The sequence below is a fragment of the Faecalibacterium sp. AF28-13AC genome, assembly GCF_003478405.1.
In the GTDB taxonomy this organism is placed as follows: Bacteria; Bacillota; Clostridia; order Oscillospirales; family Ruminococcaceae; genus Faecalibacterium; species Faecalibacterium prausnitzii_E.
In genome coordinates this window covers 16,085-36,224 of sequence record NZ_QUFG01000001.1, presented here as the reverse complement: position 1 = coordinate 36,224, position 20,140 = coordinate 16,085, and the positions used below count along the sequence as shown (strand labels likewise).

The window sequence follows — 20,140 nt, the reverse complement described above, 5'->3', positions numbered from 1 at the left end:
GGTGCAGGGCGGGGCCTTGTTCGTGACTGGCGGGCATTGTGGTCAAACGACCCTGACAAATGACCTTTCACCCAGGCATCTGTCACACGGTAAAGTCGGAAAAGATGTTTACTATGGACAATCCCATTGGTTCTGGTTCAATCCTCTCCTATCCAAAGGAACGCCTATCGAAGTAACCATTGACCCCCAAAAACCAGAAAGAAGCATTGTTGCCTCCTGGGAAATTTAAGAAAAACGGTGACTTTCCGCATTGTGGAACGTCACCGTTTTCTCTTATGCTGTGCAGTGGTCGTTCACTGCACGGATTGATAAGAAGGAGAACTTAAATTTCATACCATCTGATCTCATTGGCATCCAGATGCAGGTCAAAGCTGTTGCCATCCGTCGTATAAACTGTGGTATCCTGCGGATCGTACGTGTTGTTCACAACGCAATACTTGCCATTTTTGACATAAGCATGGACTTCCACATTGTAGTTGGAACTGAACCAAGTGTGCAGTTCCTCCTCGCTGTGGGCACTCCACAAGATGGCTCGGTAAAGGGTGCGGCTGTTGGCAAAACTGTAAGGCACACCGCTGATGTACACGGCACGACCCTTGCCGAAGTCGTGTGCCGCCATCTGCACTTCCTTATTCCGCTGCACCAGCACTTCGGTGCCTTCCAGGGCATAAATGTTCTTCTTTCCCTCACCGAAGTCGATGGGCTGGTCAGCATCCTGCAAGATGAAATGATTCGGATGCTCTTCCCAGTTGTACTTGTCGTAGTTCAGGGTAAAGCCGTTTTCTTCCTCCACGCCCAGAACACTGGCCATCTGGAGGATATGGCCCTGATACGGGTGACCGGAAGGCTCACCCACGCCGATGAAGCCGCCGCCGTTCCAGACGAACTTGCGGATAGCAGAGGAGATCTCCGGGTCTTCCCACCAGATGCCGCCAGTGTGGGCGGTGTCTGCATCGCCGACATTGATAATGACATCCAACGAATCCAGCAGCTTCGGATCGTTCTTGATATCCTCAAAGCTGATAAATTTCACATCAAACGGTGCGCCGGACAGCATTTCGATCACGCCCGAATAGCTGTAATTCTGCTTGTAATAGAGGGCGTGATGCACCATGTGACAGCCCCAAGCCCGCATTTTACCCCAGCAGTTCAGCACGGCCACCCGTTTGACACAGTAAGGCGTAGTGCCCTTGATATTCTCGTACAGTTCGCGGAACTCGTTGCAGACGCTCTCCACGTAGTCCACGAACTCCGGGAACTGCAAGGCCAGTTTCAGATAGCCGCCATAGCCGATGCGGTCGATGGGCTTGCGCAGGATAGCGCGGCGGGCTGTAACCCAGTTCTCCTTGGCTTCCCGCACCGGGTCGCCGCCCTCGTGGAAGGTGTCGGGGAAGAAGTACGGCAGGAAACGGCCTTCGGTGTACTTCACGCCCTCAATGTCAGAGATCAGGCGCAGCGTGGAGCCATTGCCCACGCTGCCCACCACGGCATCCAGCCCGATGGTCTTGAACTCCGGCATGAAAGGCTCGGTGCCGATCCAGTGATCGCCCAGAAACATCATCGCCTCGCAGCCGCACTCGTGCGTGATGTCCACCATTTCTTTGGCCAGCTTTGCTACTTCGCGCCGCTGGAACGCCTGGAAATCACGGTATTCCTTGCTGGGCACACGATACTGGTTGTTGTAGTAGCCCTGGTCGATGATATACTCCGGGCGGAACTTGTAGCCCACTTCCTGCTCAAACTGATTGAGGATATAGGGGCTGACGGAAGCAGAATAGCCATACCAGTCCACGAATTTTTCCCGCTTGAGTTCATCGAAGATCAGGGTGAACTGATGGAAGAACGTGGTATAGCGGATGACGTTCACATACGGATGCTCTGCAATGAATTTCCGCAGACGCTCCATGGAATATTTGTGGGTTTTCGGCTGGCGCACATCAAAGGTGATCTGATGCTCGAAATTCGTCCAGCCGTTGGTGGTGGCATTGTACATATGCACCGGGTCCCAGATGAGGTAGGCAAGGAAACTCACGGTATACTCATGGAACGGCACCGCCTGCACGGTCACGCTGCCATCCGCATAGCTCCACTGTTCTGGCGGCACAGGCTGACCGGTGGTTCGATCCATGACCTCCCACCAGCGGGTGATGTCATCGTGATCGTTCACTTTCATCAGCTCCGGGCTGATGCCTTTCATCAGAGGGATGGTCACGGTGTCGCCGGGGGCGGTGTAGAAGCCCGTCATAATGTAGCACTGCTGCACCTCGTCCGGGTTTGCTTTGGCCCATGCGTTATCCTTGCGCGTGGTATAATAGGTAGAATAGATCTTTGCATCGGCGTTTTTCAGTTCCTGCGGGAAATCCGTACCATCGCAGTCACGGATGGCATCCGCGCCCCACTTTTTCAGAATCTCCAGCGTTTCGGGCACCACATCCAGGTCGGTCGGAATGGTAACGCGCCCGGTCTTGCACTTATCTTCCATAGTTTTCCTCTCTTATCCTCAATCCTGATAGGTTGCGTTGTAAATGGCCAGTACCGCCAGCAGCAGTGCCACGCCCACAAGCATGATGCCAAGCCCTGCCAGCTGTCCAGTCATTTTCCAGCCTGCCACAACCAATGCAATGGACAGCACAAACAGCACGATCATCAGCACGATGCGCAGGGCAGGATGCGTTTTCCAGAATGTTTTCATGTTTTGTCACCTTATCCTTTCAAGCCGCCCACCGTCATGCCCTGCGTCAGCTGCTTCTGCACACAGATGTACAAAATCAGAGTGGGCAGCATCACCAGCACAAGACCTGCGTACATGGTGCCGTACTGCGCAGCACTCTGCTGAGCCTGCATCAGATTCAGCAGACCCACCGGCAGAGTACGGGGTGCGTTGGTGGAACTCATCAGGGTCATGGAGATGATGTACTCATTCCAGAAAGACAGGAAGTTGAACAGAATAATGGTGATGATAGACGGCTTCGCCATTGGGAAAATGATACGGGTCATTGTAGAGAAATAGCTGGCACCGTCGATGTAGGCTGCTTCTTCAAAGTCGTGGGGCAAAGTGGCAAAATAGCCCGACAGCAGATAGATGGTAAAGGGCAGCGCCGTAGCTGCATACACGACCGCCAGAACGAACAGGTTGTTCAGCAAAAAGCCGCTGCCGATATGGTTTTTCAGCCACACATCACCATCACGCAGCATCAGGAAGATGGGAACTACGATATAGTTGACATTGATGAACAGACCTGCCATAAACAGCGTGTTCAGCAGCTTGCACCCCTTGAACCGGAAACGGGACAGGCAGTAAGCTGCCGGCAGCGCAATCACCAGCAGCAGCACCAGAGCCAGTGCTGTGACCAGAACGGAGTTGAGCATATATTCGCCCATCTTGGCTCCATTCCACGCATTGACGAAGTTCTGCCAGTAGAATCCGGCAGGCAGTGCCCACGGATTGCCGTAGAACTCCGAGTTCTGCTTGATGGATGCCATAAACACCCATGCCACCGGCACAATGATCGTCACAGCCAGCAGGATCAGCACAAAATAGATAAAAAATTTGTACAGGCCCTCCGCCGAACGGGAGGATTTTTCTTCCGTTTTCTTCATAGTTTTCCTCCTTAAAACTCCAGCGGTTCACGGCTGGTGGCACGATTGACACAGGCGGACAAGGCGAACGAGAACAGGAAGATAACCACACCGATTGCCATGCTGTAACCGTACAGACCTGCATCTTTCTGGCTGTACATATAGTTCAGAGCCACATCCGAGGCACCGTTCGGCCCGCCGCTGGTCATCGCCTTGACAAACAGGAACGCCATATTGATGGTGGAAATGATAAAGAAGGTCAGGGTGGTACGGATGTTCGTCCAGACCAGCGGAATCGTGATCTGGAAGAACTGGGTCAGACGGCCCGCTCCGTCCAGATTGGCACTCTCGTACAAGCTGGCAGGCACCGAGGACATGGAAGCCATATACATCACCATATAGTAGCCCACAGCCTGCCAGACCATTGCAATGATGATGGACGGAATGACCAGCTTTTCGCCTTTCCAGAGGATAGGGTCAGTCATATCCCGGAACAGCCCGATGATGCTGTTCAGCATACCATTCTCCGGCTTATAGATGGCAGAGAAAATACCGGAGATGACGACCACAGACAGGATGTTCGGGATGTAGAAAATGATGCGGAAGAAATTCTGCCCCTTGATTTTTTCGCGGGTCAGGATGGCTGCAAACACCAGCGCAAACGCAAAGGTGATGATGGTAACGACCACCACCAGCAGGATCATGTTCTGCATGGAGCGGATGAACTGGGTGTCCTTCAGCAGATGCTGAAAGTTTTTCAGCCCGACAAAGGTTTCGTTTGGCGAGTAGGCTCCACGCTCATACAGGCTCATGCGGAACACATTGAGGGTTGGCAAGATCATAAAAATGAAAAACAGGATGGTGGCCGGTGCCACACAGAGGAACACGAACCGTTTGCGGCTTTTGTCAGATTTCATAGACAAACCGTTCCTTTCTACTGGAATCCAGAAACCCAAAAAAGCGGAGGCGGTCAAAACCGCCTCCGCTGGGCAGGGCCTTGGAAGCTGTTTTCGGATGCAGCTTCGTTCTTACTCGATGATGTTGGCGCGCATCTGGTCGCTGGCGGACTTGATGCCGTCGATCCACTGCTGCTCGGTCATGCTGCCGGACACCAGAGAGTTGACAGGGTCGAAGAACACGGTGCGCACTTCCACGCCGGGGATGGCAGTGAAGGAAGCAAAGTTGCCCATAGCTGCCTTTGCGCCGTTGTCGTAGATGGAGTAGAACATCTTGTTGTCGCCTTCCAGACTGTCGGCGATGCCCAGCACAGGCTGGATCGCACCGCTCTCGGCAAACAGCTTGCAGGCTTCGTCGCTGTACAGGTAAGCCACGAACTGCTTGGCGGCATCCTGATGCTCCGCACCTGCCGGGATCCATGCCTGCTCAAACCATGTATAGCTGTACTGATCGCCGCCAGCCTTGACTGCGGGCAGAGCAGTCATGCCCCACTCGAAGCCATCCGCACGGGGAGCTTCGGCCATCTCGCCCACGATCCAGGTACCGTTGGGCATGAACAGAGCCTTGTTATCCAGCACCAGCTGCTGATTCTGGGTAAAGTCCTGATCGTTCGCCTGTGCCGGAGTGATGGGGTTGGTGTAGGAGGCCAGTTTGGTCACGATGTCAAAGCAGGTCTGTGCTTCGGCAGTATCCCAGATGCCTTCTTCATAATGGGTCGCCTTGTTGAAGAAGTCGGGGCCGCCTGCTGCATACATCAGCGCATAGAAGAACGCATCAAAGTAGCCGGTGGTGGGGTAAGTGAACAGGTAGGTGCCCTCAGCGGCAGCCTTGTCACCCAGTTCCCACATTTCATCCCATGTGGTGGGCACATCCCAGCCCTTTTCCTTCAGGAAACCGGCGTTGTAGAACAGGCCGCAGGGGCTGTAGAACATGGGAGCCAGATAGGTTTTGCCGTCGCCGTAGGGGTTGGTCAGGGAGGTGTCGGTAAAGCCGCCGGCGATCTTCTCGCTGACTTTCTTGCTCTCGCCGGGAACCGTCATGCTCAGCACATCGGTGATGTCGGCGATCAGGTTGCCCTTGATGAACTGCTCGGTCAGGGCAGCTTCACGGCCGGTGGCCAGATGAACCACGTCGGGGTAGTCGCCGCCCTGCATGGAGGGGCCGATGACGTCCTCCAGCTTTTTGTCGGTGGTCAGGTCCACCTTGATGCCGGTCTGGGCGGTAAAGGCCTCGGTGACCTTTTTCCACATCTCAGCACCGTAGCCGGTCTCGATGGCAGCAACCTTGATGGTGACGTCCGCAGCCACTGCGGAAGAAGCAGCGGCAGAAGATGCCGTGCTGGACGCGGTGGAGCTGGCAGCACCACCACAGGCAGCCAGGCTCAGTGCAGCGGCACCCACGCCAGCCGCTTTCAGAAAATTGCGACGAGAAATGCGTTTCATAGTGTATCCTCCATCATAAAGATTCCGTTCAAAACCACAACCGGGACAAACAGGTTTTGTCCGAGGGGGTCGTGTGATTTATTGACTTCAATATAGAGGTTTTCACCCTTTGCAACAAGATGTTTGTTGTTTCGTTTTTTATAAATCTTGCTTTTTAGAATTTTCCTTCAGCAAAAGCACTAAATTCGTCCCGTCTGTTTTGGTACATTCTTCCCGTTTGTAACCGGTTTGACATATTTTTATTCTTTAACGGCATCAAAAATATTTATCCTGTCCAAAATCAGGGCTTGCATTTTTTCTTCTTTGCCCCTATAATGAAAAAAACGCACGATTCAACGCATCGGTTTTTGCGATTATATTTTTAGCTTCTTGTTTTTGTTTTTATGTTTATTGCGTTTCGCTGTAAAGGAGCCTGTTATGAGCACCGAACGCTTTGATATCCGTCATGCTCCCGCTCCCCGTGAGTCCTTTCGCTTGCTGTACATCAGCAAAAGCAAATTCGGCGGCGACTGGAACAGCACGGCTCACACCCATTCCTGCACGGAGCTGTTCTACTGCCTGAGCGGAGAAGGACAGTTCTACCTGAGCGGGCAGCTGTCCCCGGTCAAGCCGGATGATATGGTCATCGTCAATCCACAGGTGGAGCACACGGAATTGAGTCTGAACGCTTCACCGCTTGAATATATCGTTCTGGGTGTGGCTGGCATTGAGATCTTATTCGGCAAGGCTGATTCTTCTTATGCTATCTTCAACTGCCGTGAAAACCGGGAACGGATGGTCACTCTGCTGCATATGCTGCTTGCTGAAGCCGACCGCAGTCTGGATGGCTGCGAAACCGTCTGTCAGGACTTGCTGGAGGTGCTGCTGATCTGGCTGGTACGCTGCACAACGCTCTCTTTGCAGGTGGAAGAAACGCCACGGTCTGACAGCCGGGAGTGCGTAGAGATCAAGCGATATCTGGACAGCAACTTCCGGGAGGACATCTCGCTTGACCGTCTGGCAGAGATCGCACACATCAATAAGTATTATCTGGCCCACACCTTTCAAAAGGAGTACGGCATCTCTCCCATCACCTATCTGAATTGCCGCCGCATTGAGGAAAGCAAATATATGCTGGGCAATACAGGTTACAGCTTGGCTCAGATCAGCGAACTAATGGGCTTTTCGTCCCCCAGTTATTTTTCCCAGTGCTTCCGCAAAGCGGAAGGGCTGACTCCCAACGAATACCGCCGTCAGGTACGGCAGGGACAACGCCCTGCCCCGGCAAAACGGCATGAAAGATAAAGAAACGAGGAACTTCAAATGAAACCTGTCACCGAACCCATTCTCTGCGCCGCTGCATCCGCCTTTGATTTTGGTGGGCCGATGGTCTGCGATCCACACCACTATGGTGAGGGCCACATCAATGACACCTTTGTGGTCTGGCGGGCAGATCATACCAAACGCTTTATCTTACAGCGTATCAACACCGCTACATTCACCGATCCCGCAGGACTGATGGAAAACATCTGTGGCGTGACCCAGCATTTACGGGCAAAGATTCAGGCAGAGGGCGGCGACCCTGGCCGGGAATGCCTGAATGTCATTCCCACTCTGTCCGGCGCATCCTACTATATCGACACAGAAGGCAATGCCTGGAGAGCCTACGATTTTGTAGAGAATACCATCTGCCTGCAACAGGTCGGCTGTGAGGCAGACTTCCGCACTGTGGCAGAAACGCTGGGCAAGTTCCAGAACCAGCTGGCCGATTATCCTGCTTCTACCCTCCACGAAACCATTGCCCGTTTTCACGATACGCCCAACCGTTACGCAAACTTTGAAAAAGCCCTTGCCGCCGATGCACTGGGTCGAGCCAAAACCATTGCGCCGGAGATTGCTTTTATCCATGCACGGAAAAAGGACTGCCACGTTCTGCTGGATCAGCTGACTGCTGGTGAGATTCCGCTGCGTGTCACCCATAATGATACCAAAATCAACAATGTTCTGCTCGATGAAGCCACTGGCAAAGGCATCTGTGTCATTGACCTCGACACCGTGATGCCGGGTCTTTCGGCTTATGATTTCGGTGATTCCATCCGCACCGGTGCCAACGACTGCGCCGAGGATGAACCCGACCAGAGCAAAGTCCATTTTGACCTGCATCTGTACGAAGTGTTCGCCAAAGGGTATCTCTCCACTGCCGGGGCATCCATGAGCATGGCAGAAAAAAAGAGCCTTGCATGGGGTGCAAGGCTCATGACGCTGGAATGCGGTATCCGTTTTCTGACTGACTATCTGGAGGGCGACCATTATTTCCATATTGCTCGCCCGGATCACAACCTCGACCGCGCCCGCACCCAGTTCACACTGGTGCGGCAGATGGAAGAGGTTTTCGATCAGATGCTGGAAATCGTCTGCCCGGACAATCACTGATTTCGCAATCTCCTCCATTCGGATACAGCAAGAAGCATGGACGCTCTCCTTTTCGGGGGCGTCCATGCTTCTTTTTACAGCTTATCCCTACTGCGCCATGACCTCACACTTTCCGTGAGCGAGCCGGACAACGCCGCTGCGCAAACAGGGGCAGGAACTTCGTTCGAAGCAAACGGTGACCCCCTTACATGAGCAGCACAACCTCTACTTATTTTTGTGTCTTAACAATTCGGAAACAACTCCCGGAAATGCGTTTTGAGCGCAGCGGTAGAGTGCAAGAACCGTCCCGTGCCCACAAATTTTTTATTCTTGAAAATTTTCTGTCCATCCGTGACTTCACTTCTCAAACTCTTGCGAGTTTTCCAAGTGATCTTGTTGGGGTAGCGTTTGTCGGGGCAACGCCCCTCCATCTACTGTCGCAGACCGCGCTGCCGCTTAAAAGCCCCACTGGGGCTTTCATTGCTGCGCTGCGCTTCGCAAACGCGGTCCAACCCCAAACCCTGCTCATCATTCGTGCCTTACGGCACGAATGGAACGGCGTGTCGTGCTTACATAACTTCACCGAGGAGTTATCGAACAGACAGGAGGTACAATGACCAAAACGAATGTTCAATCGACCCCTAGCAATTCCCAGCACCACGACACGCCGAACAACAAAACGCACGTCATCAAGTTCCGAGTGACGGAACGTGAAAAACTGGAACTCGAACAAACCGCAAAACTCCTTCATCTCTCCCTGTCCACCCTCATCCGCCGTGCGCTACACAATGCGAAGATCGAGCGCACTGTTGTCGTTGTCGGCGGTGGAGAAGAAACCCTGACTGCCGTTTCCATTCTGCTTGCTCAGTGCAGCAGGGTGGGCGGCAACCTCAACCAACTCGCACGGCACTTCAACTCCGGCGGCGCAGACACCGAGCAGATCCGGGCGAAAATCCTTGACGAACTTGCAGACTTGACCGCATTTCGGCTGCACGCCGAGAAAGTTCTGGCTGAACTGTATGGCAACGCTCAAGCATATCGCCTCTAAGAATTCAGACTACACTGCCATCGAAGCGTACCTCGTTTACCAGCATGACGAGTTCACCGGAAAGCAACTTCTTGATGAACAGGGCAAGCCGAAGCTGCGGGAATCCTACCTGCTCAATACGCTTGAGTGTGGCGATTTCTCGTTTGCAACGGCCTGTCTGCTGGCAAACCGCAAGTAAAGACTGCCAAGCGACCCGCAGCATTTGAGGAGCAGCACCGTGCAGAGCTGACAGCGTACCGGGCGGCAGCAGCCTATTTCAAGGCAAACAACATTACAAAGCTGCCCAGCCCGAAAAAGCTGGAAGCCGAGTATGCGCAGCTGGCATCCGAAAAGGCGAAGTTCTACGAGCAGTACAAGGAAGCTAAAGAGGAACTGCTCAAACTGAAAACCGCAAAGCAGAATGTTGCGTCCTTTTTCCGGGAGGAAGAACCGGCGCAGCAGGAGAGATAAAGGAGTGTGCGTATGATCAATCTGAAAATTGACCCGGAGTTCCAGTCCCAGATTCCTCCTCTGACCGATGATGAATTTAAGCAGCTTGAAGAAAATATCCTCAAGGAAGGCAAGCTGATTTCTCCTTTGATCGTTTGGAACAACACTCTTGTTGATGGACACAATCGTTATGCCATTCTCCAGAAGCATCCTGAGATTTATTTTTCCACCATGCCGCTCCCGTTTGAAAGCAGAGAAGAAGTCCTCGCTTGGATCTGCAAAAATCAACTGGGGCGGCGCAATTTAACCCCAGAGCAAAAGAAGTTCCTCATTGGAAAGCAGTACAGTGTAGAGCATCGGAAGCCCGGTGGAAACGGCAACAACCAGCACACGGCTGCTGCCAAGAAAACCGCCCCGGAGGAATTGTGTCAAATTGACACAATTCCTCCCACCTCTGCGGAAGCAAGCATCCGCAAGCAGATTGCAGAGCGGAACAATGTCAGCGAATCCTACGTTGCCCGTTCTGAAAAGTTTATGCGCGGCGTTCAGATCATGGAACAGATGGTGCCCGGTATGCAGGAGCAAATCCTGTCCGGGCAATTCAAAGTCCGTGATGCCGATATGCACCGCCTCGCCAGAGCTGATTTTCCGAACCGCAAGCAGATCGTGCACGAAATTCTGCACCCGGAGGACCGCCCTGCTCCGCAGAAACAAATCTACGGAATCAACTATTCTGCACTGGAAGCTGCCGTCCGGCGAATCCAGCAGGATGTTGATTTCCTGATGAAGTATCTCCCTAAGGTGCCTGATGATGCCTATGTGAAAGTGGAGACCACGAAGATTCTCAAACAGCATAAGGCATATATGGCACAGTTTGAAGAACTGCTGAACGATGAAAAAATCGCATAACGATAGGCACTTGTAAGCCATCAACGAGCCACCAGCCGCAAGTGCAGGGCGGAAAGCATCCGCGCCCTTGCGCCTGATAAAAATTGGAACTTTTATTTTCTCGCCAGAATTTGCCACGGTGGGACGATCAAAGGAGCGTGCGTTTGAACAAAAAGAAAAAGTCCACAAACACTTCCCCTTATCCCGATGAAGCCATCGACCGTCTGGCACGGGCATTCTACCCAGCCATCCTTGCCTGCTGGAACAGCGAGGAAGGGCAAAGAGAATTTGCCGCGTGGCAGGCAGAGCAGGCCCATCATATCCCCAGCAAAGAAAAACAGAGCGTTTCCGACGGGGAACGCCCTGTTGTACATATCGCTGTCGTATGTAGATTTAATCGCAAGTTTTACAAGCAGTGCAATTCTCAACAACTTGTTTGCGATATGCAATTTACGGTTGTTGCCAACGAATCAAATCGTGAATTGCGATGGCAGGGTGCGTCCTATTCAGGGGCGCACCCTGTTTTTGTTTTGTACAAGGCTGTGCGCTCACATCTTATAATCCAGCGCAGCCTTCAAAATGCTTCCACTGCACCACAACCTCTGCCACGGTCTTGCTATGGTCAGCGCATTTCGTAGATGTTACCGCAGTATCCCATAGGTTTTCTCCGCCACCGGCTCGCACCACTCGTTAGAGGTGCCTTCACCGGGCACTTCCACGGCCAGATGAGAGAACCAGCAATCGGGTGCAGCACCATGCCAGTGCTTGACCTCCGGGGGAATGTTCACCACATCGCCCGGATGCAACTCCAGCGGAGCTTTGCCCCATTCCTGATAGTAGCCCCGGCCTGCCACGCATACAAGAATCTGTCCGCCGCCCTTTGCAGCATGGTGGATGTGCCAGTTGTTCCGGCAGCCCGGCTCAAAGGTGACGTTGTAAATGCCAGCCTGTGCAGTGGACAGGGGTGCTAGATAGCTTTTTCCGCTGAAATATGGTGCAAAACCGTCGTTTGGCGCGCCGATGGGGAACACCATTTCACTCTGGTGCTTTGCCTTGGCATCCTCTGCAGCGTCCTCTGCCCAGACTTCCTTGGCCATGCGGAAAGCCGCCCACGCCTTGGGCCAGCCCGCATAAAATGCCGCATGGGTCAGGATCTCTGCAATCTCACACCGGGTAATACCGTTGTTTTTTGCTGCCGTCAGGTGATACCGAAACGAGGAGTCCGTCAGTCCCTGCGCCATCAGTGCCACCACCGTCACAAGGCTGCGGTCCCGGAGGGAGAGCTTGTCCTCCCGGCTCCACACCTGCCCGAACAGCACATCATCGTTAAGTTCTGCAAACTTTGGCGCAAATTCGCCCAGAGCATCCCGCCCTGCTGTCTGTTTTACTGCCATTATACGTTCCTCCCCATCTCGTAAGCCTGTGCCATGGCAGGCGTACTGCGCACCGCACCCGGCTCGTAAACGCCACTTGCTACAAGAGTGCCTTTTTCCATGGCTCCCTCTACACAGTCTGCATAGCCCCGGAAGCAGGCCAGCGTAGTGTCCGCAGAGGCTCTTTCCTCGTCCGCCATGGTGATGATGTAGTAGAATTCCTTGTCTTTGACCTCAAGCCACCGTGCCACGGTACGGTCGATCACTGCCTTCAACTGGGCACTGATAGCGTAGAAATATACCGGACTTGCCAGCACAATGACATCGGCGTCGATCATCTTTTGCAGGATGTCTGCCATATCATCCTTGTGGACGCAGGCACCAGCGTGAGCGTTGCAGTAGTAGCAGCCGGAGCAGGGAGCTACTTTTTTCTCGGCAACCCGGATCTTTTCTACCTTGTGCCCAGCGTCCTGCGCCCCACGCAGAAATTCATCGCACAGGATATCAGAGTTGCCGCCCTTCCGGGGGCTGCCTGACAAAATCAATATCTTCTTGCTCATAGGAACCTCCTTGACAGCGGAGCGTGTCCGCATTATGATGTTGATAGAGTTTGATCTTATCATACAACTTGAAGTGCACTTTAAGTCAAGGACTTTTTGAAAAAACGGAGGTTTCAGATGGTCTATACCGTAGGCGAAATGGCGCAAAAGCTGGGCGTACCTGCCTCCACCCTGCGCTACTACGACAAAGAAGGGTTGCTTCCCTTTGTGGAGCGTTCCTCCGGCGGCATTCGGATGTTCCGGGAAAACGACTTCGAGTGGCTGCAGGTCATCCGCTGTATGAAACAAGCCGGAATGTCCATCAAAGATATTCGTCAGTATATCGAGCTTGCCATGCAGGGAGACGACACCATTGACACCCGGTTGGAAATGTTCCAGCATCAGCGAGAGGTGCTCACCCAGCAGATTCAGCAACTGCAGCACACGCTGGAAACTGTGGAGTATAAGTGCTGGTTCTACGAGACAGCCAAAGCCGCCGGAACGGTGGATGCCCCCGGTGCTATGACGGATGCGGATGTCCCGGAGCGGTTCCGTGCCATCCGGCAGGAGCTGCGGGGCAGAGCAAAGAATGAAAAAGCAACGCTAAAACGCCGTTCCGATTGCTTCCGGAACGGCGTTTCTCTTAATCTTCTAATCCGTGACTTCCTGCCACATTTCGCAGATATTCTTCCGGCTCGCCGTTCAGAATCAAATCTGCATAGCCTAGCGGGTCATTGCAGATGAGGTAATCCAGCTCTGTCTGCTGCGCCATGGTTACATCCAGCGCATCCTCGACCCCGGTGCAGTCAATGGAGATCATTCTCCCATCCCGGAGCAGCAGCTCCACACAGCCGGTGTCCATGTTAAAGTGACAGGCCTTTGCATCGTACTTCATAATCTCGTCCTCCTGAAATCATCATCTGGTTTGTGTCGGTCAATCTATGATTTCGGATTTTATCTTCCACGGATACCTGCGTGGAACTTGTCGGGGCAAGGCCCCTCCATCTGCTAACGCAGACCGTTCCGTCGCTTAAAAGCCCCACTGGGGCTTTCATTGCTTCGCAAACGCTAATTTTCCGAAGAAAACAAATAATCCGAACCCATCTCCTATCGGAAACAAGTTCGGATCATTTTTGTTTGGTCCGAGTGGCGAGAATCGAACTCACGGCCTCTTGAACCCCATTGTGCTTCTCTTGAAAACACAATGTACAATCCGATACTGCCTAGACTCAGTATCGTTAAATTTCAAATGTATTATATCATTCTGTTTCATTGGATGTCAAGACGTTTCATTCCTTTTGTGGTCAAATTGTGGTCAAACGACCCCGACAAATGACTTTTCTCCCCCAGCTAAGTTACATCGCGCAATTTCGATTTTCATCAATCGAAGTTGCGCTTTTTGTTTGCACGAATTATCTATAAGGAGGATTTGTCAACCATGTCAATGAACCATCGTTGTTTTTTCATCCTTGACAGAATTGTATGACCCTTGACTACTTTTACGGACAGGCCGGAGAACTCTTTTCGTTCTTCCGCATTCCAAAGGCTCTTTTTCAGGAGCAGCGGTTTCAAGATCTGTCAACCGATGCAAAAACTCTGTACGGCATCCTGCTTGACCGTATGAGCCTTTCTGTTAAAAATGAATGGTTTGACAAAAAAGGTCGAGTGTTCATCATCTTCACAATTGAGGATGTCAAGAGGACTTTGCGTTGCGCAGACAACAAAGCGACCAGACTACTCCGGGAACTTGAAGAATTTGGTTTGATTGAACGAAAACGTCGAGGGCAAGGAAAGCCATGTTTGGTGTATGTGAAAAACTTTTCGTCAGAATCTTCAAAGGAGAGTGTCAAGAATCGTGATAATGACGATTCTTGTGGCTCTAAAATCGCTTGTCAAGACCCGGTAAAATCACGAGGTATTAAGAAGAAAGAGAATAAAACAGAGATGAATAATACGAATCTTATCCTTTCCGACGAATCGGAGAAGATGAAGAATCGCGAACTGCTCGAAGAATATTTTTCATGCTCTTTGGAGATGGACCTTCTTCTCCGGCTCTGCCCGGATGATGAGGATACCATCTATCAGATCGTGGATCTGCTGGTTGACACCTGCACCACCAATCGCAAGATGCTGCGCATTGCTGGGGACGATAAGCCCGCCGAGGTGGTACGCAGCCGGTTTATGAAGCTGAACGCCGACCATATTCGCTTTGTGCTCAAGTGCCTTGCAGAGAACAGCAGCCCGATCCGAAACATGAAACAATATCTGCTCGCTTCTCTGTACAACGCACCCACCACGATGCAGCTTTCCTATCAAAACCAAACCAACCACGACTTAGCGAATCGGAGATGATGAAAATTTCAAAGAAAGCAACCACGATTGCCATCGTCAACCAGAAAGGCGGCACCGGCAAGACCACCACTTGCGAAAATCTGGGCATCGGGCTGGCGATGGAGGGCAAAAAAGTCCTGCTGGTGGACGCTGACCCGCAGGGCAGCTTGACCATCAGTATGGGCTGGCAGCAGCCCGATGAACTGCCCACTACCCTTTCCACCTTGATGGTAAAAGCCACGAACGACCAAAGTATTCCGCCCGGTGAAGGCATTCTGCACCATGCGGAGGGCGTTGACCTGATTCCGGCAAACATCGAACTGGCAGGGCTGGAAGTGTCCCTTGTCAACTGCATGAACCGGGAAAAGATGCTCAAACAGGTGCTGGAAGGTGCGAAGCACGAGTACGATTTCATTCTGCTAGACTGCACTCCTTCCCTTGGGATGCTGACCGTGAATGCACTGGCAGCGGCAGATACTACCCTGATTCCCGTGCAAGCGCAGTACCTGTCCGCGAAAGGCTTGGAACAGCTCTTGCAGACCGTCCAAAAAGTCCGACGGCAGATCAACCCGAAGCTGAAAATTGAGGGTATCCTACTGACCATGACCGACAGCCGCACCAACTATGGACAGCAGATCGACAATTTGATTCGAGGTACCTACGGCAACAAGATCAAGGTGTTCGACCAGACCATTCCCCGGTCTGTCCGTGCTGCGGAGATCAGTGCCGTGGGTAAGAGCATTTTCCAGCACGACCCCAAAGGCAAAGTGGCAGAAGCCTATAAATCTCTGACAAGGGAGGTGATGGCGAATGCCGAAAAACAGCTTAAACGTGTCGCTGAAAGGGGCAGATGACATTTTCTCCACCGAGGAATCCCGGCAGGAACAGCAGCGGGAGCAGGTGCAGCAGATTCCCATCGGAGAGCTGTTCCCTTTCAAAAACCACCCCTTTAAGGTCTTGGACGATGAATCCATGCAGCGCACCGTAGAGAGCGTAGAGCAGTACGGTGTGCTGTCTCCGCTGATCGCCCGCCCACGCCCGGAAGGTGGCTACGAGATCATCTCCGGGCACCGCCGTCAGCACGCCGCACAGCTTGCCGGGCTGGAAACCCTGCCTGTCATCGTCCGTCAAATGGATGATGATGCCGCAGTTCTGCTTATGGTGGACAGTAATCTCCAGCGTGAGAACATCCTGCCCAGTGAAAGGGCTTTCGCCTACAAAATGAAGCTGGAAGCAATCGAACGAACTGTTGGACGACCAAAAAATGTGGGACAAGTTGTCCCAGATTATTTCGGGAAACGCAGTACAGAGGTTGTTGCTGAAGGAACAGGCGAAAGTTATAAGCAAATCCAGCGTTTTATCCGCCTGACCAGCCTTATCCCGGAACTGCTGGACATGGTGGACGAAAAAAAGATTTCCTTCAATCCTGCTGTGGAATTGTCGTATCTCGACACGAACCAACAGCGGGATTTTTTAGAAGCGATGCAAGACACCCAGAATGCGCCGTCCCTTTCTCAAGCACAGCGGCTTAAAAAGCTGGCGCAGGAAGGGCACTTCTCGTATGACGTTGCCTTTGCGGTCATGGGAGAAGAGAAAAAGGACGAGCTGGATAAGGTGGTCATCAAAAACGACACCCTGCGGAAGTATTTCCCGCGCAGCTACACCCCGAAACAGATGGAGGACACCATCATCAAGCTGCTGGAACAGTGGCAGCGCAAACAACAGCGGCAGAATGAACGCTGACTCATACCGTAACGAAAGACCCGATGGGGTCTTTTTCTTTTGCAAACAAAAGGAGAAAACGCCTATGAAAAACAACGCTACCCGTACCATCCGCTCCGAGGAGATTACCATTGACGTGCGTATCTGCGCTGCATTGGCGGCAAATCGGGACGGCGAGGTCTACCTCGCAGCCATTGCCCCGGACATGGAGCTGACCGTCATCACGCTGGACGAGGCTCCCGACATCCTGCCATGCTTTGAGGAGGACGATGCCTGCCTGAACCTTCCCAACACCTCGCTGCTGCTCTGCTACAACTCGGCGCAGGTGCTGAAGATGGGCGGCAAGCACTACCTGACCGGCCCGGTGATTCTGGTCCGCACCAACATGGACGGCGAGGTCATCTCGCTGACCATTGATGAGGTCTACCTGTTCCAGAAGTATCTGGCAAGCCATAGCATCACCCTGATGGCAGATGGGCAGAAGCTGACCTGCATCTGCATCGACTGAGGTGTGCCATGCTGAACTTTTTTATCGGTTTCGCATTTTTTGAAGCAGGTGCCTTTTTCGGCTTCTTCGTGGCGGCTCTGATGCAGGCGGCACGGAGCGGCGAAATCAGTCTGAACGGAAAGGAGGATTTGCATGGAAGAAAATACCCTGTCGGTGCTGAAAATTGCGCCGGGACAGCATCCGCAGCAGGTCGAGATTGACAACGACCTGAAAGCCTTGCAGCAGGCTGTGGGCGGCTCGATTGATGCTGTTTACCCCTTTGCAGACCCGGTGGCCATCATCTGCAATGACGAGGGCAAGCTCATGGGACTGCCCCTGAACCGTGCCCTGCGGGATGAAAACGGAGAAATGTATGATGCCGTTGCCGGAGACTTTCTGGTGGTGGGTTTGGGCGAGGAGGATTTTGCATCCCTGCCCCCGGAACTGGCGCAGAAGTACGAGCAGCTTTTCCATCAGCCGGAAGCCTTTCTGAAGCTGGGCAACCGTCTGTTAGTGCTGCCGGTGCCTGATGAACCTCCCGCAGAAAAGCCCCGCACCAAGCCCCCGGCAGAGCATGACCGCTAAAATCACCCTGCTGCACGGGAGGTGATGGCATTGCAGGAAGAAATCGAACAGAAGTCATTCAACATTATGATCTCCACCACAAAGCTGTCTGCCCGGACTGTCCTGCGGGCGGTAAAGGCGGCGTTTCGGCTGTACCAGTCCAAGACATCCCAAGGTAAGCAAAGTGTCCGCACTCTTCTGCGGCAGAACCGGGGTGTGTCCAGCGTGGAGATCAGCAAGACCGGCATCCGTGGCTTAGAGCGGTACGCCAAAAAGTACGGCATCGACTACGCCATCCGCAAGGACACCTCCGAGGTGCCGCCCCGGTATCTGGTCTTTTTCAAGGCCCCGGATGCAGAAGCATTTCAATCGGCGTTCAAGGAGTATTCGGCATCCCTGCTGAACAAGGATAAACGCCCCTCGGTGCTGGCACGATTGCAGGAGCTGGTGCAGGCTGCGGCAGAACTCCCCGGCAAAGTCCGGCACAAGGAACAGGAGCGCGGCCTATGACCACGAAAAAGCTCACAAAATGGCTGGCACTGTATCTGCCTTATATTTTGCTGGGGCTTGTGGCAACCAACTTCGGTGAAGCGTGGCGGCTTGCCGAGGGCAAGGAACTGGGCGATAAGATCATGTCCATGATGGGCACCATCCCGGTGGCATTTGCAAACCCTCTGCCCAGCCTGTATCCGCTGGATTTGCTGGTAGGTTTGTGCTGCGGCGCAGGGTTACGGCTGGCGGTTTATCTGCGTGGCAAAAATGCCAAGAAGTACCGCCACGGCATGGAATACGGCTCTGCCCGGTGGGGCACTCCGAAAGATATTGAGCCGTTCATGGCTCCCAAGTTTGCCGACAACATCATCCTGACCAAAACAGAACGGTTGATGATGAGCAACCGTCCGCCGGACCCCAAGAATGCCCGGAACAAAAATGTGCTGGTGGTGGGCGGCTCCGGCAGCGGCAAGACTCGGTTTTGGCTCAAGCCCAACCTTTTACAATGTCACAGTTCCTATGTGGTTACTGACCCGAAAGGTAGTATCGTGGTCGAGTGTGGGAACGCACTTCTGAAAAACGGCTACAAGGTCAGGATTCTGAACACCATCAACTTCAAAAAGTCGATGCACTACAACCCCTTCGCCTATGTCCACAGCGAAAAGGATATTCTGAAACTGGTCACGACCCTGATGACCAACACCAAGGGTGAAGGGTCCGGCGGGGACCCATTTTGGGAGAAATCGGAGCGTCTTTTGCTTACTGCCCTGATCGCTTATCTGCATTATGAAGCCCCGGTGGAGGAGCAAAACTTCGCCACACTGCTGGAAATGCTGAACACCATGCAGGTGCTGGAGGACGACGAGGAATACCAGAACCCGGTGGATCTGCTGTTTGAAGAACTGGCAAAAAAGAAGCCCAACAGCTTTGCCGGGCGGCAGTATAAACTTTACAAGCTGGCTGCCGGCAAGACTGCGAAATCCATCCTGATTTCCTGCGGTGCCAGACTCGCCCCCTTCGACATCCAAGAGTTGCGTGACCTCACCATGTACGATGAGCTGGCGCTGGACACGCTGGGCGATAAGAAAACGGCGCTGTTCCTCATTATGTCGGACACGGATTCCACCTTCAACTTCCTCATCAGCATGGTCTACACCCAGCTTTTCAATCTGCTTTGCGATAAAGCAGATGATGTGTACGGCGGCAAGCTGCCCATCCATGTGCGGTGCCTGATCGACGAGTGCGCCAACATCGGGCAGATTCCCAATCTGGAAAAGCTGGTGGCGACCATTCGCAGCCGTGAGATCTCCGCCTGCCTTGTTTTGCAGGCGAGAAGCCAGTTGAAAGCCATCTACAAGGACAACGCAGATACCATTGTGGGCAACATGGACAGCCAGATTTTTCTGGGCGGCTCCGAACCCACCACCCTGAAAGACCTGTCGGAAATGCTGGGAAAAGAAACGATTGATGCGTTCAACACCTCGGACACCCGTGGTAACAGCCCCAGCTACGGCACCACTTTCCAAAAGATGGGGCACGAATTATTGAGCCGGGACGAGCTGGCGGTGCTGGACGGCGGCAAGTGCATTTTGCAGCTGCGTGGTGTCAGACCTTTTCTTTCTGACAAATACGACCTGACCCAGCATCCCAACTACAAGCTGACCTCGGACTACGACCCCAAAAACACCTTTGATATTGAAAAATATCTGAACCGCAAAGAAAAAATCAATCCCAATGATGAATTTGTTGTGATTGATGCTGATTCGCTCCCGTCTGCCTAACCCGGTAGGCGGTTTTATTTTTGACCGGAGAGGTACACCAGAAAATCTACTCCGCCGCAGTTCGCGGCACAACATCTATGGTTTCGGGTGTGTACGGACGGTCTTCAATTTTTTCAA

Annotated in this window: 25 protein-coding genes; 17 read left to right on the top strand and 8 right to left on the bottom strand. The window is 52.9% G+C overall.

The features are described 5' to 3' along the window. Nucleotides 1–322: 322 nt before the first annotated feature. The 5 genes from gnpA to DWY95_RS00200 form a co-directional block, all read right to left on the bottom strand. Entirely contained in the window at nucleotides 323–2,482 is a 2,160-nt protein-coding gene (gnpA, locus tag DWY95_RS00220; protein WP_118551419.1) for a 1,3-beta-galactosyl-N-acetylhexosamine phosphorylase, read from the bottom strand. 18 nt (nucleotides 2,483–2,500) lie between these two features. Beyond that, nucleotides 2,501–2,692, bottom strand: coding sequence for a hypothetical protein (locus tag DWY95_RS00215; RefSeq protein ID WP_097778319.1), 192 nt, complete (start codon nucleotides 2,690–2,692; stop codon nucleotides 2,501–2,503). A gap of 11 nt (nucleotides 2,693–2,703) precedes the next feature. Continuing rightward, nucleotides 2,704–3,600 (bottom strand): carbohydrate ABC transporter permease, encoded by an 897-nt coding sequence (locus DWY95_RS00210; RefSeq protein WP_118551417.1) that lies wholly within the window; start codon nucleotides 3,598–3,600, stop codon nucleotides 2,704–2,706. 11 nt (nucleotides 3,601–3,611) lie between these two features. Further along, on the bottom strand, nucleotides 3,612–4,496 hold the full coding sequence (locus DWY95_RS00205; RefSeq protein ID WP_118551415.1) for a sugar ABC transporter permease: 885 nt from the start codon (nucleotides 4,494–4,496) through the stop codon (nucleotides 3,612–3,614). A 111-nt stretch (nucleotides 4,497–4,607) separates the two neighbouring features. Further along, a complete protein-coding gene (locus tag DWY95_RS00200; RefSeq protein WP_118551412.1) occupies nucleotides 4,608–5,978 on the bottom strand; it encodes a carbohydrate ABC transporter substrate-binding protein in 1,371 nt (456 codons plus the stop codon). A 417-nt stretch (nucleotides 5,979–6,395) separates the two neighbouring features. Here DWY95_RS00200 and DWY95_RS00195 point away from each other — a divergent pair, with 417 nt between their 5' ends. The 8 genes from DWY95_RS00195 to DWY95_RS17280 all read left to right on the top strand — a co-directional run bounded on the left by DWY95_RS00195 (nucleotide 6,396) and on the right by DWY95_RS17280 (nucleotide 11,372). Further along, nucleotides 6,396–7,262: an AraC family transcriptional regulator gene (locus DWY95_RS00195; RefSeq protein WP_118551410.1), complete on the top strand. Its 867-nt coding sequence runs from the start codon at nucleotides 6,396–6,398 to the stop codon at nucleotides 7,260–7,262. Nucleotides 7,263–7,280: 18 nt separating this feature from the next. After that, nucleotides 7,281–8,390 carry an aminoglycoside phosphotransferase family protein gene (locus tag DWY95_RS00190; RefSeq protein ID WP_118551408.1) on the top strand — a complete coding sequence of 370 codons (1,110 nt, stop codon included), beginning with the start codon at nucleotides 7,281–7,283 and terminating at the stop codon, nucleotides 8,388–8,390. A gap of 188 nt (nucleotides 8,391–8,578) precedes the next feature. After that, the gene (locus tag DWY95_RS16945) at nucleotides 8,579–8,986 is read left to right on the top strand and encodes a hypothetical protein (RefSeq protein WP_158577504.1); all 408 of its coding nucleotides are present in this window, start codon (nucleotides 8,579–8,581) and stop codon (nucleotides 8,984–8,986) included. Next, nucleotides 8,983–9,417 (top strand): plasmid mobilization relaxosome protein MobC, encoded by a 435-nt coding sequence (locus DWY95_RS00185; protein WP_118551406.1) that lies wholly within the window; start codon nucleotides 8,983–8,985, stop codon nucleotides 9,415–9,417. The genes DWY95_RS16945 and DWY95_RS00185 overlap by 4 nt, the downstream gene beginning before the upstream one ends. Next, nucleotides 9,389–9,595 (top strand): hypothetical protein, encoded by a 207-nt coding sequence (locus DWY95_RS00180; RefSeq protein WP_187116946.1) that lies wholly within the window; start codon nucleotides 9,389–9,391, stop codon nucleotides 9,593–9,595. The genes DWY95_RS00185 and DWY95_RS00180 overlap by 29 nt, the downstream gene beginning before the upstream one ends. Further along, nucleotides 9,544–9,867, top strand: coding sequence for a hypothetical protein (locus DWY95_RS00175; protein WP_243082489.1), 324 nt, complete (start codon nucleotides 9,544–9,546; stop codon nucleotides 9,865–9,867). The genes DWY95_RS00180 and DWY95_RS00175 overlap by 52 nt, the downstream gene beginning before the upstream one ends. A 12-nt stretch (nucleotides 9,868–9,879) precedes the next feature. Beyond that, nucleotides 9,880–10,755, top strand: a complete 876-nt coding sequence (locus DWY95_RS00170) for a hypothetical protein (protein WP_118551404.1) — start codon at nucleotides 9,880–9,882, stop codon at nucleotides 10,753–10,755. 137 nt (nucleotides 10,756–10,892) lie between these two features. Then, nucleotides 10,893–11,372, top strand: a complete 480-nt coding sequence (locus tag DWY95_RS17280; RefSeq protein ID WP_243082487.1) for a hypothetical protein — start codon at nucleotides 10,893–10,895, stop codon at nucleotides 11,370–11,372. A gap of 3 nt (nucleotides 11,373–11,375) precedes the next feature. Here the strand turns inward: DWY95_RS17280 and DWY95_RS00160 are convergent, their stop codons facing one another. Both DWY95_RS00160 and DWY95_RS00155 read right to left on the bottom strand, forming a co-directional pair. Then, nucleotides 11,376–12,128 carry a carboxymuconolactone decarboxylase family protein gene (locus DWY95_RS00160; RefSeq protein ID WP_118551402.1) on the bottom strand — a complete coding sequence of 251 codons (753 nt, stop codon included), beginning with the start codon at nucleotides 12,126–12,128 and terminating at the stop codon, nucleotides 11,376–11,378. Then, nucleotides 12,128–12,667, bottom strand: a complete 540-nt coding sequence (locus DWY95_RS00155; protein ID WP_118551400.1) for a flavodoxin family protein — start codon at nucleotides 12,665–12,667, stop codon at nucleotides 12,128–12,130. Before DWY95_RS00155 ends, DWY95_RS00160 begins: the two co-directional genes overlap by 1 nt. A gap of 117 nt (nucleotides 12,668–12,784) precedes the next feature. Between DWY95_RS00155 and DWY95_RS00150 the strand changes: the two genes are divergently transcribed. Then, complete coding sequence (locus tag DWY95_RS00150; protein ID WP_337995341.1) at nucleotides 12,785–13,390, top strand: MerR family transcriptional regulator; 606 nt, start codon at nucleotides 12,785–12,787, stop codon at nucleotides 13,388–13,390. Here DWY95_RS00150 and DWY95_RS00145 read toward each other — a convergent pair. Then, complete coding sequence (locus tag DWY95_RS00145; RefSeq protein WP_118551398.1) at nucleotides 13,290–13,541, bottom strand: DUF6061 family protein; 252 nt, start codon at nucleotides 13,539–13,541, stop codon at nucleotides 13,290–13,292. The genes DWY95_RS00150 and DWY95_RS00145 overlap by 101 nt on opposite strands. A 587-nt stretch (nucleotides 13,542–14,128) precedes the next feature. On the opposite strand from DWY95_RS00145, the gene DWY95_RS00135 reads away from it, so the two are divergent. From DWY95_RS00135 to DWY95_RS00100, 8 genes are all read left to right on the top strand, one after another. Further along, nucleotides 14,129–14,998 carry a DUF6017 domain-containing protein gene (locus tag DWY95_RS00135; RefSeq protein ID WP_118551396.1) on the top strand — a complete coding sequence of 290 codons (870 nt, stop codon included), beginning with the start codon at nucleotides 14,129–14,131 and terminating at the stop codon, nucleotides 14,996–14,998. Further along, nucleotides 14,998–15,831 (top strand): ParA family protein, encoded by an 834-nt coding sequence (locus tag DWY95_RS00130; protein WP_187116952.1) that lies wholly within the window; start codon nucleotides 14,998–15,000, stop codon nucleotides 15,829–15,831. Before DWY95_RS00135 ends, DWY95_RS00130 begins: the two co-directional genes overlap by 1 nt. Next, nucleotides 15,788–16,720, top strand: coding sequence for a ParB/RepB/Spo0J family partition protein (locus DWY95_RS00125; protein WP_118551392.1), 933 nt, complete (start codon nucleotides 15,788–15,790; stop codon nucleotides 16,718–16,720). The genes DWY95_RS00130 and DWY95_RS00125 overlap by 44 nt, the downstream gene beginning before the upstream one ends. A gap of 64 nt (nucleotides 16,721–16,784) precedes the next feature. Beyond that, a complete protein-coding gene (locus tag DWY95_RS00120; RefSeq protein WP_118551390.1) occupies nucleotides 16,785–17,207 on the top strand; it encodes a hypothetical protein in 423 nt (140 codons plus the stop codon). Nucleotides 17,208–17,215: 8 nt separating this feature from the next. Continuing rightward, complete coding sequence (locus DWY95_RS00115; protein ID WP_118551388.1) at nucleotides 17,216–17,407, top strand: hypothetical protein; 192 nt, start codon at nucleotides 17,216–17,218, stop codon at nucleotides 17,405–17,407. Next, on the top strand, nucleotides 17,340–17,771 hold the full coding sequence (locus DWY95_RS00110; RefSeq protein ID WP_118551386.1) for a DUF3846 domain-containing protein: 432 nt from the start codon (nucleotides 17,340–17,342) through the stop codon (nucleotides 17,769–17,771). Before DWY95_RS00115 ends, DWY95_RS00110 begins: the two co-directional genes overlap by 68 nt. A gap of 24 nt (nucleotides 17,772–17,795) precedes the next feature. Further along, entirely contained in the window at nucleotides 17,796–18,260 is a 465-nt protein-coding gene (locus tag DWY95_RS00105; RefSeq protein ID WP_118551384.1) for a PcfB family protein, read from the top strand. Next, nucleotides 18,257–20,023 (top strand): VirD4-like conjugal transfer protein, CD1115 family, encoded by a 1,767-nt coding sequence (locus DWY95_RS00100; RefSeq protein WP_118551382.1) that lies wholly within the window; start codon nucleotides 18,257–18,259, stop codon nucleotides 20,021–20,023. The genes DWY95_RS00105 and DWY95_RS00100 overlap by 4 nt, the downstream gene beginning before the upstream one ends. Nucleotides 20,024–20,140: the final 117 nt, after the last annotated feature.

Excerpts from the sequence above, each read along its gene's own strand:
- gnpA (WP_118551419.1), bottom strand. The coding sequence starts at position 2,482 with ATGGAAGATAAGTGCAAGACCGGGCGCGTTACCATTCCGACCGACCTG.
- DWY95_RS00215 (WP_097778319.1), bottom strand. The coding sequence starts at position 2,692 with ATGAAAACATTCTGGAAAACGCATCCTGCCCTGCGCATCGTGCTGATG.
- DWY95_RS00210 (WP_118551417.1), bottom strand. The coding sequence starts at position 3,600 with ATGAAGAAAACGGAAGAAAAATCCTCCCGTTCGGCGGAGGGCCTGTAC.
- DWY95_RS00205 (WP_118551415.1), bottom strand. The coding sequence starts at position 4,496 with ATGAAATCTGACAAAAGCCGCAAACGGTTCGTGTTCCTCTGTGTGGCA.
- DWY95_RS00200 (WP_118551412.1), bottom strand. The coding sequence starts at position 5,978 with ATGAAACGCATTTCTCGTCGCAATTTTCTGAAAGCGGCTGGCGTGGGT.
- DWY95_RS00195 (WP_118551410.1), top strand. The coding sequence starts at position 6,396 with ATGAGCACCGAACGCTTTGATATCCGTCATGCTCCCGCTCCCCGTGAG.
- DWY95_RS00190 (WP_118551408.1), top strand. The coding sequence starts at position 7,281 with ATGAAACCTGTCACCGAACCCATTCTCTGCGCCGCTGCATCCGCCTTT.
- DWY95_RS16945 (WP_158577504.1), top strand. The coding sequence starts at position 8,579 with ATGAGCAGCACAACCTCTACTTATTTTTGTGTCTTAACAATTCGGAAA.
- DWY95_RS00185 (WP_118551406.1), top strand. The coding sequence starts at position 8,983 with ATGACCAAAACGAATGTTCAATCGACCCCTAGCAATTCCCAGCACCAC.
- DWY95_RS00180 (WP_187116946.1), top strand. The coding sequence starts at position 9,389 with ATGGCAACGCTCAAGCATATCGCCTCTAAGAATTCAGACTACACTGCC.
- DWY95_RS00170 (WP_118551404.1), top strand. The coding sequence starts at position 9,880 with ATGATCAATCTGAAAATTGACCCGGAGTTCCAGTCCCAGATTCCTCCT.
- DWY95_RS00160 (WP_118551402.1), bottom strand. The coding sequence starts at position 12,128 with ATGGCAGTAAAACAGACAGCAGGGCGGGATGCTCTGGGCGAATTTGCG.
- DWY95_RS00155 (WP_118551400.1), bottom strand. The coding sequence starts at position 12,667 with ATGAGCAAGAAGATATTGATTTTGTCAGGCAGCCCCCGGAAGGGCGGC.
- DWY95_RS00150 (WP_337995341.1), top strand. The coding sequence starts at position 12,785 with ATGGTCTATACCGTAGGCGAAATGGCGCAAAAGCTGGGCGTACCTGCC.
- DWY95_RS00145 (WP_118551398.1), bottom strand. The coding sequence starts at position 13,541 with ATGAAGTACGATGCAAAGGCCTGTCACTTTAACATGGACACCGGCTGT.
- DWY95_RS00135 (WP_118551396.1), top strand. The coding sequence starts at position 14,129 with ATGACCCTTGACTACTTTTACGGACAGGCCGGAGAACTCTTTTCGTTC.
- DWY95_RS00130 (WP_187116952.1), top strand. The coding sequence starts at position 14,998 with ATGAAAATTTCAAAGAAAGCAACCACGATTGCCATCGTCAACCAGAAA.
- DWY95_RS00125 (WP_118551392.1), top strand. The coding sequence starts at position 15,788 with ATGCCGAAAAACAGCTTAAACGTGTCGCTGAAAGGGGCAGATGACATT.
- DWY95_RS00120 (WP_118551390.1), top strand. The coding sequence starts at position 16,785 with ATGAAAAACAACGCTACCCGTACCATCCGCTCCGAGGAGATTACCATT.
- DWY95_RS00115 (WP_118551388.1), top strand. The coding sequence starts at position 17,216 with ATGCTGAACTTTTTTATCGGTTTCGCATTTTTTGAAGCAGGTGCCTTT.
- DWY95_RS00110 (WP_118551386.1), top strand. The coding sequence starts at position 17,340 with ATGGAAGAAAATACCCTGTCGGTGCTGAAAATTGCGCCGGGACAGCAT.
- DWY95_RS00105 (WP_118551384.1), top strand. The coding sequence starts at position 17,796 with ATGGCATTGCAGGAAGAAATCGAACAGAAGTCATTCAACATTATGATC.
- DWY95_RS00100 (WP_118551382.1), top strand. The coding sequence starts at position 18,257 with ATGACCACGAAAAAGCTCACAAAATGGCTGGCACTGTATCTGCCTTAT.